Genomic DNA, 16,050 nt, shown 5'->3' with positions numbered 1-16,050 from the left:
TTTTTTTACATAGAAAATACTTTTAAATTCGAAGGAATAGTAAATAATACCTAAAGAAATAATAGGGAGGATAATATATTTAAAGTATGGTTTTTAGGTCACTTTTAATAAATCTTATCGTGCTAACATTTTACAGTAAAGGAGAAAAACGATGACGATACAAGAACCTTTATTTACGTCCTCTGCAATCGCTGTTGGGGGAATTAGAGGTATTTGAATAACTTATATCGATTAGTTTTTTTGGAGGATGTTTTTATGGAAAAGAAACTGTTGAATTTACTTACTGCTTTGTGTTTAGTTTCCTTGCCGTTTTTATTTAAAGGAACTAAAATGCGAGAAAATCTAGTTATTTTCTTTTCAAAAGGAGTTATTGCGATTCTAATTGATGCTTATGTTGTTGGTACTAAAAAACTAGAATATCCAGTCCGTCCTTTTCCAAAGATTTTTAAGACTAACATCATTTATACAGTATTGTTTTTTCCACTTTTAAGTGTCATATGGGTTAAGCTGTCTTATAACGATAAGTTAAGTAAAATTCTTTTGAAAAGCTTACTATTTAGTGTACCCATGAGTATTGGTCAATGGTTCTTTGAAAAGAATACAAGGTTATTCAAATGGAAAAAATGGTCACCATTTCATACTTTTGCAAGTGTAAATTTTACTTTGTTTATTATAAGAGGTTTAGTTGGGTTATTAAAAAAATTAGATAAAGTAAAGAGTGCATAAATTTATCAAAAAGCAGCGTAAAACCCCTAGCTTTAGATATGGGGATATAAGCTGTTTTTTCTTGGTTAATTAGCTATGGGGATACTCATAGAGAGCTAAATCAAAGGAGAAATGAGGGAGAATGAAATTACTAGTCTTATTTTTACAGAAATACTAGGCTGGACAATCGAGGAAATGGAGGACATGGAACCATCGATTGAAACTGCTAATAAAAAGGGAGAACAACTTGCCTTATTGTATATGGATTCGGACAAGTTCAAAGAAGTAAATGATACTTTAGGGCATGAAATGGGAGATGGGCTCCTTAAAAAATTTGCTAATAGATTAATAAATAATGTAAGGTTAGCAATTATATATAAATCAGGAAATAACTTCTAAGCGTGTTTCATTGACAAGAATACTAGATTAATATATTATTAATTCGAGATATATGATTTGTAAATAATGAGATTAAAGATAAAAAGGAGAAATATATAAATGAATGTTTTAGTAGTCAAAGCAAATAATCGTCCAGCTTCAGAAGCTGTATCAAGTAAAATGTTTGAAACTTTTATGGAGAACTTAGAAGGTGTGAATGTCACAACTTTTGATGTTTTCACTGAAGATATGCCTTACTTTGGCCAAGATTTATTCAACGCTTTCGGTAAATTAGAATCAGGCGAAGAAATGACGGACCTAGAAAAACGTCTTCTTGCTGCAAAACAAAAAGCAATGGATGCTCTAACAGCAGCTGACTTGGTTGTATTAGCATTCCCATTATGGAACTTAACAATCCCAGCACCATTACAAACTTTCATTGATTATGTATACCAAGCTGGTTTTACTTTCAAGTACGATGAAAATGGTCAAGCAGTACAATTAATGACACACAAAAAAGCAATTATCCTAAGTGCACGCGGCGGCGTTTATTCAACACCGGAAGCAGCACCAATGGAAATGGCTGCAAATTATATTAAAAACGTTGTTGGCGGCGTATTCGGTATGGAAATTGTAGACGAAGTTATTATCGAAGGTCATGCTGCAATGCCAGCTCAAGCTGATACGATTATTGCAGAAGGATTAGAAAAAGTAAAAGATGCTGCAAAGAAATTATCACCGGTAGCTGTATAATATAAGGTAAACAAAAAGAAAGGCGCTAGGATATCCAAGCGCCTTTCTTTTTGTCTTTTATTCGAAATGTCGATTAATATTTTGACATGTTTTCATAAGGGGAGAAACAAGCTTTTCCTCATTCCCATAAAAACGTGCAGATGGAAGCGGAATGGAGACTGCACTCAGATTTCCCAATCGGTCTACTACAACAGCCCCGACTGCACATATTCCTTCGATATGCTCTTCTCTTGAAAAAGAAACTCCCACTTTACGAACCGTTTCTAATTCTTTTAACAGTTCATCCCGATTCGTAATGGTTTTATCTGTGTATCGTTTTAGCTCTGTCGGCAGCAGGTTTTCAACCTCAGTTATAGGTAGTGAAGCGAGAATGGCTTTTCCGTTTGCTGTGCAATGCAAAGGAAAAGAGGTACCAGGCTGTGAGGTTGCTTGTAGCGGGTGAGCCGCAATAATTTGATCAACAAATAGTACCTTCCCTTTATCTAATATAGATAGGTCGACCGTTTCATTAATCATATTAGATAGCTGAATTAAAAATGGTCTCAATTCTTCTCTTAAATCACTATGTACAGCGCCAGCAAGCCTCGCAATCTCAGGGCCAAGGCGAAATCCGCTGTTAGCAGATGCCGCTGTAACAAGGTTTTCTTGCTCTAATGCAGCAACAATTCTTTGGACCGTTGACCTGGCCAGGTCTACTTCTTTTGAAATCTGTGAAAGGCTTAATCCTTTTGGGTGCTCTCTAAGCGTCCGCAGTATGTTAGCAGCACGCGTAATAACTTGGATACTTGATGTTTTATTTTGATTTTGGTCATTGTCATTCAAGATATACACTCCATCCTTTAACCGATCTTATATAAAATATAAATTTAAAAATTTCAATATTAGCAAATACAAAAAAAGCCATACAACTATTTATAATAACAAAATTAAGAAGAAAGAATAATTGACAGGTTCTTTAATTATCATCTACACTATAATTAACCGCTACACGGTACAAGTGTACCACATTGTGGTTAATTATATGCTTTATATCTTTGTTAATCTGAATATTAATAAATATGATACTGAAATTATAGGGAAGTTTATTTGAGGGAGAGCGGTTAGAATGAAAAAGGAATTCGGGTTTGCTATTGTCGGAACTGGGCTAATTAGTGCTACGCATTATGAGCAAATTTCAGCGATTGAAGGAGCAAAAGTCGTTGCTGTATATTCCCGAAACGAAGAAAAGGCAAAATCACTTGCGGAAAAAGCAGGTGCAGACTGGTATACCGATTATCAAGAAATGCTAAAGAGAAAAGAGATTGATATTGTATCAATTATTACTCCAAGCGGCACTCATGCTGATATGGCAATAGAGGCTGCTCGTGCCGGCAAGCATGTAATTGTTGAAAAGCCAATGGATATTTCCCTTGAGAAAGCACAGCAAATGATCGATGTATGCCGTAAACATCATGTTAAATTAAGTGTTGTTTCTCAACATCGATTCGATCCATCATCCGTTAAGATTAAAGCAGATATCGATTCAGGCCGATTTGGAAAAATGGTCCTTAGGCAAGCCGCTGTCAGTTGGTATCGTCCTCAAAGCTACTATGATACTAGCAAGTGGCGGGGAACTTTGGAAATGGATGGAGGCGGCGTCTTAATCAATCAGGCCATTCATACGATAGATTTATTTCAGTACTTCATGGGAGAAGTGGAAAGTGTATATGCACATACAGCTGTATTAGCTCATGAAAGAATTGAAGTGGAGGATGTAGCTGTTGCCACGGTGAAATTTAAAAATGGCGGACTAGGTACAATTGTTGGAACCACAGCTGCTTATCCAGGTCTGTCAGCCCGCTTGGAGATGATCGGAACACTTGGTACCGCAGTGATTGAGAATGATCAATTAATGAAGCATTATCTACGAAACCCAAATAATGAAAGTGAGGCTATCAATTTAGCTAGTGTTGAAAATTATGATGGGGAAGATCGTGAACATACTTCAGTTGACCCTGCAGCACTAGATGGTGCTTCCCATCGTTTACAGTTTATTGATATGATGAATGCCATTCGGGAGGATAGAGAGCCGCTTGTAAATGGTGAGGAAGGATTAAAACCGCTAAAAATCATATTAGCTATTTATCAATCCGGACGTACTGGTCAACCTGTAAAAATGGAAGATATTTAACAAGTAATAGAAAAAGTATGCCAAAGTGCGTGCATTAAAAAATGTAATTGTTCCCTTGGACAGCAAAAATGAGGGTTTAAGGGAACAATACTTGGAGTATCGTTCCCTCCAACGGCGAAAGCTAGGGTTCAAGGGAGCGATAGTTGGAGAATCGTTCCCATCAACGGCGAAAACTAGTATTCAAGGGAACAATACTGGTTGGATAATGATCATCCTTTCGCTTTTCCTAACTAAAGTGTGCTATTATTTTCCATAATAACATGTAGGAAAGGATGGACAGGATGTCAATCGAAAGTGTAAAAGCCCATTTCAGGCAATGGGTCAGAGAACAAGATGTGATGGAATTTGACACATCCAGTGCAACAGTGGATTTAGCAGCTGAAACAATTGGAGTTATCCCAGCCCGAATTGCAAAAACTTTATCTTTTAGAGGAGAAGGGGAAAAAGCCCTTTTGATTGTCGCTGCTGGGGATGCGAAAATTGATAACAAGAAATTTCGCCATGCCTTTGGGTTCAAGGCCAGAATGCTGACTCCGGAAGAAGTGCTGGAGCAAACCGGCCATGCAATCGGTGGAGTTTGCCCATTCGGATTAAAAAATGAACTAGATGTTTTCCTTGATGTTTCCATGAAAAGGTTTGATACTCTTTTCCCTGCATGTGGCAGCACCAATTCAGCGATTGAACTAACGAATGAAGAGATTTATCGCTATTCATATGCAAAAGAATGGGTGGATGTTTGTAAAGGTTGGGAAGAACCTGAGCATGAAGAGAAGGTTAGCGTTTTTCAAACCTAGTAATAGATAGTCATTAGGGACAGGATCTGAGCATTCTGTTTGTCCAAGTATAAGTACTATGTACACACACCGCTGTGTTTCTGTAAATATCCTATTCTTATGCTTCTGTTAAACAAAATTACCTGTCATTTCACTGTCCTATTTTTTTTATATAAAATTGCTTGGGTGTCATACCAGCTATCTTCTTAAAGACTCTAGTAAAATGACTTTGGTCATGGAAGTTAAGTATTGTTGAAATTTCTGATATAGAATGATTTGTAAAGGTCATAAGGTTTTTAGCTTCCTCCACCTTTTCACGATGGATAAATTCACTTATAGAAAATCCCACCTCTTTTTTAAATAAAACAGATAAATAACTCGCATTCATTCCCACCAATTTAGCTAGTTGGGATAGTGTGATTTCTTTGTATAGATTGGCGAAAATATAACTCTGGCATGTGCTTACGGGTTTTGAGTATTTATGCTTTTTCTTATTTTCAACTAACTCCGCAAACTTAAGAAGAGACTTTCCTGTAAACTCTCCAACACTTTTGAGATCATTTAATTCCTCAAGGTTTTGTATTAAAGAATCACTAAGGTTATAGGCAATAATTTCGTTAAGCCCGCCTTCCACTGCAGCTCTTGTTGCCAAAGTTATACCAGCAATGGCTAAATTTTTCATATTCCTAATATAACTTCTTTTGGATAGTTGTCCGGATTCCATGTCGTATTGTGTAGTAAGAGTTTGTAAAAGTTCATCTTTCTTCCCTGCTTTAATTAAGCTAAATAACTTCTTCTCGGTTAGCGTATTTATAGTTGCTTTTTCATTTTGCCGCTTTTCTGATATTTGTACAATTGGTTCTTCGATTTTTACCTCATTCGTTTCTTCTAGATTTTGCTTTCCAAATACCTCGGCAATATCCACTTTCTTTCCGTAAATCATGTAATAAAGAGCACAACTCATATGAATAAAATCAATTTTTTTGATGACTGGCAGTGAAAGATAATATATTTTAATTTCTTGCCTTTTTGCCATTTGGTAAAAGTCATTCTCCATACTAATAATCGCTTCATCGGATAATTTCATATTCAGAACTGGTCCGGCAATTAAGAACCCATCGCGCAGACCATTGGTTGGAAGGGAAATGGAGAAATAATTTTCAAGGTATGGACTTTGGAAAAATGCAGGCATATCGGGTTGTTTTTTTTCACTGTGTACTTCGTATAGCCAACTGTTTTTTTGTGTATAAAATGGACTTTCAATATTTTGATTGGGAACTTGAAAGAGTAATGTCCCTTGATGATCGAAAATAAACAAGGGGATGTTAAATAACTCAAAAAAAAGCTTAGTTATATATTCTAAATCATCCAAATTTGTATTTTTCATTTTTCTTCTCCTAAATAAAAAAATCCAAAAATCATGCAATTTTTCCATAAAATATACCATAAGGAAACAAAATCTAGCAATATAATTTCTACATGGAAACGATTTCTTGAAAAAAAGGAGAGATAGGAATGAGTAGAAATATTAAAGCAATCATTTCTCAAATGTCGTTAGAAGAGAAAGCAAGTCTTTGTTCAGGATTAGACTTTTGGCATACAAAAGGGATTGAGCGCTTAGGGATTCCTTCTGTTATGGTTACAGATGGACCGCATGGACTTCGTAAACAGAAGGAAGGATCTGACCATCTAGGGATTTTTGACAGCGTACCTGCAACATGTTTCCCTTCCGCTGTAGGATTAGCAAGTACATGGAATAAAGAATTAATTAATAAGGTTGGAGTTGCATTAGGCGAAGAATGTCAGGCTGAAGATGTAGCCGTTTTACTTGGACCAGGGGCAAACATTAAACGGTCTCCACTTTGCGGAAGAAACTTTGAATATTTTTCAGAAGATCCGTACCTATCCTCTGAAATGGCAGCAAGCCATATTAATGGTGTACAAAGCCAAGGTGTTGGGACCTCATTAAAGCACTTTGCCGTAAATAATCAAGAGCATCGCAGAATGTCCACGGATGCCATTGTTGATGAAAGAACATTACGGGAAATCTATTTAGCAAGTTTTGAAGGCACTGTCAAGAAAGCGCAACCATGGACAGTAATGTCAGCCTATAACAAAGTAAATGGTGAATACGCATCAGAAAATGAATATTTGTTACATGATATTTTAAAAGAGGAATGGGGATTTGAAGGCTTTGTCGTATCAGACTGGGGAGCAGTAAATGAACGAGTGGATGCTCTTTCCGCTGGATTGGAACTAGAAATGCCGGCAAGCAATGGTATCGGAGAACAAAAAATTATTGAGGCAGTAACAAACGGAGAGCTTTCGGAAGAAAAGTTAGATCGAGCAGTAGAAAGATTTTTAACCATTATTTTTAAAGCTGTAGATAATAAAAAAGAAAACGCTGTCTATGATATAGAAGCCCATCATCATCTTGCTAGAGAAGTGGCAAGAGAAAGTATGGTTCTATTAAAAAATGAAGATAGTATCCTTCCTTTGAAGAAAGAAGGTACAGTTGCTGTTATCGGTGAATTTGCCAAGGCCCCAAGATATCAAGGCGGCGGAAGCTCTCATATAAAGCCTACAAAATTAGAAAATATTTTAGAAGAAATTGAAAACGTGTCAGGTGAAAATACCAATGTGTTATTTGCAAAGGGATACCAGCTTGATAGTGATGTTGTTAATAACGAACTAATCAATGAGGCCAAAGAGGTAGCTACTGGTGCAGATACAGTAATCCTTTTTGTTGGACTGCCAGATCGTTATGAGTCAGAAGGGTATGACCGCCAGCATTTACAGCTGCCAGAAAACCATGCTCACTTAATCGAAGCCATCGCAGAAGTAAATCATAATATTGTCGTTGTATTAAGTAATGGTGCACCGATTGAAATGCCATGGATTTCGAAAGTAAAAGGACTATTAGAAGGATACTTAGGCGGACAGGCACTTGGCGGGGCAATCGCTGATCTATTATTCGGTGATGCGAACCCAAGCGGAAAATTAGCAGAAACCTTCCCAAAACAATTAAGTGACAACCCATCTTTCTTAAACTTTCCAGGTGAGGGAAATAAAGTGGAATATAAAGAAGGCATATTTATTGGTTATCGATATTACGACAAGAAAAACCTGGAGCCGTTATTCCCATTTGGGTACGGTTTGAGTTATACAAACTTTGAATATAGTAATCTATCAATTAGTAATAAGGAAATCAAAGATACAGAAACCGTTACTGTGTCAGTAACTATAAAAAATACTGGAAGTGTGACTGGGAAAGAAATTGTGCAGTTATACGTTAGAGACATAGCAAGCACTGTAATCCGACCAGAAAAAGAATTAAAAGGCTTTGAAAAAGTGGAACTCGAGCCAGGTGAGAAGAAAGAAGTAACATTCCTTTTAGAAAAAAGAGCTTTTGCTTACTACAACGTTGAACTGAAGGACTGGCATGTTGAAACCGGAGACTTTGAAATTTTAGTCGGGAAGTCATCCCAGGATATAGCTCTTCGAGACAGCCTGCATGTCCAATCTAGTGTTCTACTTAAGACATCAGTTGATAGGAATACAACAATTGGAGATTTATTATCTGATCCACTACTTGCACCAATCGCTCAGAAGATGCTGGCAAAAATGAATGAGGGCAGCCCGCTGGCAAATGCAGCTCCAGCTGATGGTGCTGAAGCTGATATGATGGCAGCGATGATGAAATATATGCCATTACGAGCTATGGTTAATTTCAGTCAGGGTGCACTTACCGAAGAAATGCTATCAGGGATTATTCAGCAATTAAATAAACATCTGTATGAGGTAACTGTGTAAATCTCTTATAAATCTACCTCGATCCGGGTAACCGAATCGAGGTAGGAAAAAAATTAGCTTGAATCTTTTAAATTAAAAAATTTATTGGAGGAAAAAAACATGAAAACTGCAGTTACCCCATTTAAGCGTCTCGTTTCAGCGTTAACCATTTCAAATCTGGGTCTTTACGTAGCACTTATTCCCCTAATCATGTTATTACTTACTTTAAAACTGCAGGAAATCGCGCCTGACAACGTAGAGAGTTCAATGGGTACCGTTTTATCCATTGGAGCACTTGTTGCTATGATTGCAAATCCAGTGGCTGGTGCAATCAGTGACCGGACTCGTCTAAAATTCGGTCGTCGCCGCATTTGGATTTTAATAGGAAGTATTTTAGGTGGAGCTTCCATTTTAGGAGTAGGCTTAAGTAATGAGGTGTGGCAGGTTGTATTAACGTGGTCAAGTGCACAATTGTTTTTTAACTTTGTCTTAGCTGCCAATAATGCTTTAATTGCTGACCAAGTTGAAGTAACACGACGTGGTTCTATTTCAGGAATTTTAGGTGCTCTTAGTGCAGTGGCAGCCATTATTGGTATTACCTTAGTTAACAGCTTGGGAGAAGGTTTATTAAAATGGATCGTATTAGCTATTATTCCGATTATTTTTGCTCTTATCGCCATTAGTATGATAAAAGATTCAGGCGCAATCGTTTCTAAGGATAAAAGAAAAGAAAAATTTAGTTTTTCAAAAGTTATCCCTAATCCTAGGAAATATCCAGCATTTGGATATGCTTGGTTAGCTAGATTTCTTGTATTATTTGTTTCAGCAGTGGGTTCATTCGGGACATTGTTCATGGCACAACGCTTTCAGTTTTCCCCAGAAGAGTTAGGTAGTAAAGTGGCATTGCTGACGTCAATTAGTACAATTTTGATGATTATATCTAGTATTGGTGGAGGGCTTATATCCGACTATTTCAAACGCCAGAAACCATTTGTTATTGGAGCTGGCATTATAATGGGGGCAACTTTGATTTTACAAGCATTTACCTCCAATTTTACCATCTATCTCATTTTAGCTATTGTGTCAGCCGTTGGTACAGGTGTTTTTATGGGAGTGGATATGGCTCTTCTTACACGAGTGCTTCCAAATCAGGAAGACGCAGCAAAGGATTTAGGGATATTAAATATTGCAAACGCTTTACCCCAATCCATTGTTCCGGCGATATTACCGTTATTAATTGGAATTGGCGGGTATGAATTAGGGTTTTCTGTGCTCGGCGTATTGGGTATCTTAGGAGCGATTGCAGTCATAAAAGTTCCTGAAATGTCATCACAAGGAAAAAAGGCGAAGAACGTAACAGATCAAGCTGCTGAAGTAATCTAAATAATCCTTTCTTTATAAAAAATAAACCCGCTTACTAATGGTGCGGGTTTATTTATTAGACTACGTTTAGGGCTTATTTAAAAATAGTATCTTTACTTGGAGGGAAATGAAGAAATGCTAGGAATATGGAATACAGTTTTACAAACCCCATTTGCAAAAATGAAATTTGTTTTTACTATTGAAAAAGAGGATATTTATACTTTTGCCGTTAAGGAACCCGCTCAGTTAAACATGGTATTTGAAACGGTGGCGGTTGAAGGAGAGAAACTTCAAGCGAGGGGAAAGTACGTACTGCTATCAGAAGAGACAGTAGAGATTACACTTACCTTTACAGATGATTCGTTTAAGGGCTTCATAAATCTTCAACCTTTGGGAAATCTTCCGATTGAGGGTCAAAAGGGAGAAGGAGTCTCTTTAACACACGCACTACTACAAGAGGTAGAAAAATATAGAAAGTCTGAATCGGTAGTTGAAAGAACAGAACAGGAGATTCAGATAGAAGTTGAAACCATTTTAGGTAAAATGACTGTTCAGGAAAAAATCGGACAAATGAGCCAATGTATGGCATCCAATTTTTCCTTTGGGGGAGATGTAGAATCTGAGCCTGCTGAGAAGTTAGTAGCAGAGGGCAGAACGGGTTCTATTTTAGGTGCTTTTGATATTAATAGAGTTTTTGAGTTGCAAAAAACAGCTGTAGAACAATCACGGTTAGGGATTCCTCTACTTTTTAATGCAGATATTATTCACGGTCATCAAACTGTGTTCCCTGTGCCGCTGGCTTGGTCATGCAGCTGGGACATGGAAAGTATAAAGAGAGCGTGTGCCATTGCAGCAAAAGAAGCGTCTGCATCAGGCATTACTTACAATCATGGACCGATGGTGGACATCACACGAGATGCCAGATGGGGAAGAGTGGTAGAAGGTGCGGGTGAAGACCCATACCTGGGATCGTTAATTGCGAAAGCTCAGGTTGAGGGATTCCAAGGAGATAGCCTTCTTAACGAGGAAACAATTATCGCATGTTTGAAACATTTTATTGCCTATGGTGCTGTAGAAGGCGGACGGGACTATAACACTGTGGACATTTCAGAAGGAACATTAAGGAACGTCTATCTTCCGCCCTTTAAAGCTGGATTGGAAGCTGGAGCAGGCTCCGTCATGAACTCATTTAATATCTATCAGGGAATCCCAGTCGCAGGAAGCAAAGGGTTATTAAAGGATCTGTTAAGGGATGAACTTGGGTTTAATGGCATTTTGATTTCAGACTATGGAGCTATAGATGAAATTGCCGTTCACGGTGCTGCAAAAGATCAAAAAGATGCCGCTAAAATGGCTGTTGACGCTTCGATGGATATTGAAATGGTTACGACTGCTTATTTAAATCAGTTGCCTGAACTTCTTGAGGAAGGAAGAATAGATGAGAGTCAGTTGGATGATGCCGTAAAAAGGATTCTTACCTATAAGTTTAAAATTGGAATTATGGATGACCCTTTCCGTTATATTAGACCAGACAAAGAAGAGGAATATCATTTCTGTCAGGAGCATTTAAAAGAGAGCCGGGAACTTGCCAAAAAATCAATCGTACTCCTAAAGAATAATGGCGTTCTTCCTTTAAGAAAACAAAACGGAAAGGTCGCTGTTATCGGACCGTTTGCTAACAGCAAGGATTTACTGGGTCCTTGGCAATTCTCAAGATACAGTCAGCAAACAGTAACGTTAATGGAAGGAATAAAAGAAAAAGCTATTAATAAGGAAAGTCTGCTGTATGCGGAAGGCTGCAAAGTGGATGGTGAGATAGAAGGAGGTTTTGAGGAAGCACTTAGGCAGGCAAAGCAAGCGGAGATCGTCGTACTTGCTTTAGGTGAAAACAGTGAAATGTCCGGTGAGGCAGCTTCGAGAATGGATATTGAGCTTCCTGAAGTCCAAAGACGACTAGCAGAAGAAATGGTCAAATTGGGCAAGCCTACTGTCTTGGTTTTGACCAATGGAAGACCGTTGGTACTTGAATGGTTTGAGAAAAATGTAGATGCAATCGTAGAAACATGGTTCTTAGGCTCCGAAGCCGGTCATGCTATTTCTGATGTACTCTTTGGGGAATATAACCCTTCTGGAAAGCTTACTATGAGTTTTCCATACAAAACTGGACAGGTCCCTGTGTATTACAACCACTTTAAAACAGGAAGACCAGTAACAAATAAAAATCAATCAGAGAAGTTTATATCCAAATATCTCGATGGTCCAAACGAACCGCTTTATTCATTCGGTTATGGTTTAAGCTACACTTCCTTTAGTTATTTAGAAATGGAATTGGATAAACATCTAATGACATTTGATGATGAAATCCAGGCAAGCGTAATCGTAACGAATAACGGAACCCTCTCTGGTGAGGAAATCGTTCAGCTTTATATTCAGGATCTTTACGGAAGTGTTGTTCGTCCTGTAAAGGAACTTAAAGGATTTAAAAAGATCTATTTGAATCCTGGTGAATCTAAGAAAGTGACCTTCACAATAACAGAAGAGCACTTGAAATTCTATGCCTCCGACCTGAGTTTTAAAGCTGAATTAGGAGAATTCAAAGTATATATAGGTACTAATTCGAAAGAATTGAAAGAGGCAGCTTTTGAATTGGTAGAATAAACAATGGAATAGTTATCAGATAGGGGAACTTTTGAAACGCTTATGATTTTCAGAGTATGAGTTGTATTCTACGGATAAAATAGGTACAAGGATTTTTTGGGAAAACAAGTATATTAATTCATCGGTTTAACAGATTAAAGTATAAATTCGAATATCAGATACTACCTAAAAGTAGTGTTTGATGTTCGTTTTTATTTAATCATTAAATTTACTCGGCAGAAAGAATGTGAAATATTACACTTAAACTCCCTCAGTTTAATACGATTTTCTCCCGAATACTCGCTTATTCGCAGGATTTCATACCCGTTTGATTAGGTTTTACGGTTAAATGATATGATATCAGACCATTTTGGCTTCGTGAAGGCATAGTGAAATAAAGGAGTGCATTACTACTCCATATTTTACCATATGATGTACATGCTCCACGCCGTCCCTGGAGGCTTTCCCTCCCATGTCTCAACGGGTCAATTGCCCTATCATTCCTTCGTCATGCCTATCCAAGGGGTGGAGGCCAGTTTTGCTATAGGAATGGGTCTGTGCCCTTATGTTTAAGTAATCTGGTACTCCGTACATATTTTAAATCCTACGAATAAGACAACATTCGGTAAATTTAAGTTTACATTTGATCCAAAAGGGGATGACTAATCTACAATTCGGTAAGTTTATTAGGTGATAATAGTTTAAGTTTATCTGCACTATAAGATTCATTACGTCTAGAAATACCTACAAAAATCCTAGCCAACTTGCCAATTATCTTCATAATTGATTTCATTTTCTTCATTATCTTCATTTTCTTCAATTTAACATTATGAGTGTGTAATGCTTTAAATTCTGGATTATTCGCTACTAGACTCATGGTTGCCAGGAAGAGGAAACGCCTTAATCTCGACCTTCCACGCTTCGAAATAACAATTTGTCCTTTCCACTTACCCGAACTTGCTTCGGCTAAGTGTAATCCCGCATGGCGAAGTAGAGAATTACCATGGGAAAAATTACTTAAATCCCCAGCCTCACCTAATATGCCAGCTAAAGAAATTTCACTTATTCCTTTAATGGTAAGTAACTTCTTAGAGAATGGGATTTTATTTAATTCTTCGGTTACTTGTTTTTCAACTCACTCGAGTTGTGTTACAGATAAATCATATTCCTCTAATAGTTGTTCAAGGTGAAATTTATACGCATCAAGTGCTTGTCTAGTGCCTACGGATCTCCTGGCTACTTGGAGGAGTAATATGGCCTTTCTTAATCTAGGTTGCCTCTTCATGATTGATTTCCAACCTGTGATAACATCATGAGGCTGCATAGTTTCTAATTCCATTGGGGTTGGGAATAATCGAAGGGTTGCGATCGCACCTTTAGCTTTAATATCTTTGAATACCTGTCGTAGTTCTGGGAAAACAATATCTACCCAACGATTTAATTGATTAATAGAACTGACAAAGCGTTTAACAACTACATCACGGTTAGACATAAGAACCCTAAGTTTTTCGAATGCTTCCGATGTGTACCTAACTTCAGAGTAGTAACCGTTCTTTACCATATCAGCGATAACTAAGGCATCTTTTTTATCACTTTTTGATTGAGTATTATCACGATTTTCTTTATTCTTTTTTACTAAATGTGGATTTACCGTTACTACTTCAATATCTTGATTAGAAAGCCATTTTGAAAGATTAATCCAGTAGTGTCCAATAGGTTCCATACCAACGATAGCTTCATCTAGGTTATTTAATCTTTGAAGATTTTTAATCCATTTTAATAAACTAGCAAATCCTTCTTCATTATTTTTGAATGTAAGTGGATCTCCGACAATAATTCCACGGAAATTAACAGCTCGTGCTACATGTAATTGTTGAGCAATGTCCACACCAACAACGAGATGTTTAACGGAAATTCTTTCTATTAGTTGATTTTGATTGTTTTGCATTTTAAACTTCATAGTAGGGTTCCTCCTAAAGTTGTGAGTTAGAGTGGTGTCTATACTCATATCTTACTGAGGAGCCCTATTTTTTTCAAAGTCGAAAAATAACGATCTACAGGAATGCTAAACCAGCCAATAGTGTGTCAATATTTTTCAATAAAATCATAAATCTCTCATGCTATACTGAAAATGTGCATGCCAAATAACCCTCGTTAGTTTGAATTTGGAAGGTTTTGTGTTATTTAATTAGATATAGGTTTTAAGCTATATCTTGGAAAGGCATTTTATTTCTTAGTAGGGCAAATATCCAATGTAAAAGCTTATTTACACAGGCAATGACAGCTACTTTAAAGGTTTTTCCTTCTTCACGTTTCTTATCATAGAACTCTCGTACTTTTTCCTATCACGAGGAATGATTTCATCGCTTTGTTTTGCTCTTGCTACAGTCTAGTATCATAGAGGTTAAGTCGCATGATTTCTATCAGTTTCTGATAGGAAAATATAATTGACAGCGTTATCTTTTTCTGGTATTTTAAAACTAAAGGAACGTAACTGATTATACAGGCGTAACCAAAGAGCAAACACACTATCTATTTTGTGTGCCGCTTTTTTAGGTTGCGTCTTTTTTGTTGTTAATTTACCTAAAAGAGAGGAACTTCACAATGAAGGTCGTTAAAGTTTTTAACAATAATGTCGTTTTGGTAGAAAACAATAATAATGTTGAAGAGATAGTGACGGGAAAGGGAATTGGATTTGGAATTAGGGAAGGTGATGATCTTAAAGATATAAATATTACACAAAAATTTGTATTAGAAAGTAAAGATACAGTACATAAACTAGAAAAGCTTCTTAAACGAATAGAAGTTAAAGATATAGAGCTAGCTAGCGAAATTATACAATTGTATGAAAATGAAATAAGCAATAAAGTGAACGAAACTGCTTTATTAGCATTAGCTGACCATATTGGTTTTGCTATTACGCGAGCAAAGGAAGGGATGATTTTTCGGTCACCCTTAGAGTGGGAAATCAAACAGCTATATTCTAAGGAATACTCAACTGCACTTAAGGCTGTTGGATTAATGCAGGAAAGGACAGGAATTGAGATTCCAGAACAAGAAGCAGCATTTATAGCTCTGCATTTTGTAAATGCTTTAGATACAAATGATAGAGTGGAAGAGACAATCTTTATGACAAAGGTCATCCAGAGTATATCAAATATTATTAAATATCATTACGGCTTTGAGTTTAACGAGAAATCATTTTATTATACTAGGTTTATTACACATATAAGATACTTTATTAAGCGTCAATTAAATAATGAAGTAGTAACAAAAGAGAACTCTTCATTATTAAATGTTATCAAATTACAATATGAATATGACTATAATTGTGCAGTTAAAATTAAAGGTTTTTTAGAAAAACATTACCAATGGAAGATTTCTAATGAAGAAGTAGTTTATTTGACTTTACATTTGTATAAATTATCATCTGAAAAATAGGGTCGTAACTGGTAGAGCAGGCGTAACCTAAAGATTTAG

10 protein-coding genes and 3 pseudogenes are annotated in these 16,050 nt (G+C 36.7%); 9 read left to right on the top strand and 4 right to left on the bottom strand.

Annotation, left to right across the window (positions count from 1 at the left end):
- The first annotated feature begins 255 nt into the window (after positions 1–255).
- The 3 genes from ABC255_RS26655 to ABC255_RS26645 all read left to right on the top strand — a co-directional run bounded on the left by ABC255_RS26655 (position 256) and on the right by ABC255_RS26645 (position 1,836).
- Positions 256–726: a CBO0543 family protein gene (locus ABC255_RS26655; protein WP_412998146.1), complete on the top strand. Its 471-nt coding sequence runs from the start codon at positions 256–258 to the stop codon at positions 724–726.
- Positions 727–837: 111 nt separating this feature from the next.
- Positions 838–1,104 (top strand): diguanylate cyclase domain-containing protein, encoded by a 267-nt coding sequence (locus ABC255_RS26650; protein WP_412998145.1) that lies wholly within the window; start codon positions 838–840, stop codon positions 1,102–1,104.
- Between the two features lie 99 nt (positions 1,105–1,203).
- A complete protein-coding gene (locus tag ABC255_RS26645; RefSeq protein WP_412998144.1) occupies positions 1,204–1,836 on the top strand; it encodes an FMN-dependent NADH-azoreductase in 633 nt (210 codons plus the stop codon).
- A 57-nt stretch (positions 1,837–1,893) separates the two neighbouring features.
- On the opposite strand, the gene ABC255_RS26640 is transcribed toward ABC255_RS26645, so the two are convergent.
- Complete coding sequence (locus tag ABC255_RS26640) at positions 1,894–2,658, bottom strand: IclR family transcriptional regulator (RefSeq protein ID WP_412998143.1); 765 nt, start codon at positions 2,656–2,658, stop codon at positions 1,894–1,896.
- Between the two features lie 283 nt (positions 2,659–2,941).
- Here ABC255_RS26640 and ABC255_RS26635 point away from each other — a divergent pair, with 283 nt between their 5' ends.
- Together ABC255_RS26635 and ABC255_RS26630 are read left to right on the top strand one after the other, a co-directional pair.
- The gene (locus ABC255_RS26635; protein WP_412998142.1) at positions 2,942–4,006 is read left to right on the top strand and encodes a Gfo/Idh/MocA family protein; all 1,065 of its coding nucleotides are present in this window, start codon (positions 2,942–2,944) and stop codon (positions 4,004–4,006) included.
- A 281-nt stretch (positions 4,007–4,287) separates the two neighbouring features.
- Positions 4,288–4,800 carry a YbaK/EbsC family protein gene (locus ABC255_RS26630; protein WP_412998141.1) on the top strand — a complete coding sequence of 171 codons (513 nt, stop codon included), beginning with the start codon at positions 4,288–4,290 and terminating at the stop codon, positions 4,798–4,800.
- 130 nt (positions 4,801–4,930) lie between these two features.
- Here ABC255_RS26630 and ABC255_RS26625 read toward each other — a convergent pair whose 3' ends face one another.
- Positions 4,931–6,166, bottom strand: a complete 1,236-nt coding sequence (locus ABC255_RS26625) for a helix-turn-helix domain-containing protein (RefSeq protein WP_412998140.1) — start codon at positions 6,164–6,166, stop codon at positions 4,931–4,933.
- A 128-nt stretch (positions 6,167–6,294) separates the two neighbouring features.
- Between ABC255_RS26625 and ABC255_RS26620 the strand changes: the two are divergent.
- From ABC255_RS26620 to ABC255_RS26610, 3 genes and pseudogenes are all read left to right on the top strand, one after another.
- A pseudogene (locus ABC255_RS26620) lies at positions 6,295–8,389 on the top strand (glycoside hydrolase family 3 C-terminal domain-containing protein); the annotation flags it as partial.
- A 302-nt stretch (positions 8,390–8,691) separates the two neighbouring features.
- The gene (locus ABC255_RS26615) at positions 8,692–9,954 is read left to right on the top strand and encodes an MFS transporter (protein ID WP_412998139.1); all 1,263 of its coding nucleotides are present in this window, start codon (positions 8,692–8,694) and stop codon (positions 9,952–9,954) included.
- 114 nt (positions 9,955–10,068) lie between these two features.
- Positions 10,069–12,591 (top strand): glycoside hydrolase family 3 N-terminal domain-containing protein, encoded by a 2,523-nt coding sequence (locus ABC255_RS26610; RefSeq protein ID WP_412998138.1) that lies wholly within the window; start codon positions 10,069–10,071, stop codon positions 12,589–12,591.
- Between the two features lie 646 nt (positions 12,592–13,237).
- Here the strand turns inward: ABC255_RS26610 and ABC255_RS26605 are convergent.
- Together ABC255_RS26605 and ABC255_RS26600 are read right to left on the bottom strand one after the other, a co-directional pair.
- Positions 13,238–14,530, bottom strand: a pseudogene (locus ABC255_RS26605) (IS110 family RNA-guided transposase).
- 241 nt (positions 14,531–14,771) lie between these two features.
- Positions 14,772–14,972: pseudogene (locus tag ABC255_RS26600) on the bottom strand (IS110 family transposase); the annotation flags it as partial.
- Positions 14,973–15,174: 202 nt separating this feature from the next.
- Here ABC255_RS26600 and licT point away from each other — a divergent pair.
- A complete protein-coding gene (gene licT, locus ABC255_RS26595; protein ID WP_412998137.1) occupies positions 15,175–16,011 on the top strand; it encodes a BglG family transcription antiterminator LicT in 837 nt (278 codons plus the stop codon).
- Positions 16,012–16,050 lie beyond the last annotated feature (39 nt).

This window comes from Neobacillus canaveralius (assembly GCF_047237705.1).
Classification (GTDB): domain Bacteria; phylum Bacillota; class Bacilli; order Bacillales; family Cytobacillaceae; genus Neobacillus; species Neobacillus niacini_K.
This window is presented reverse-complemented; position numbering and strand designations above follow the sequence as displayed.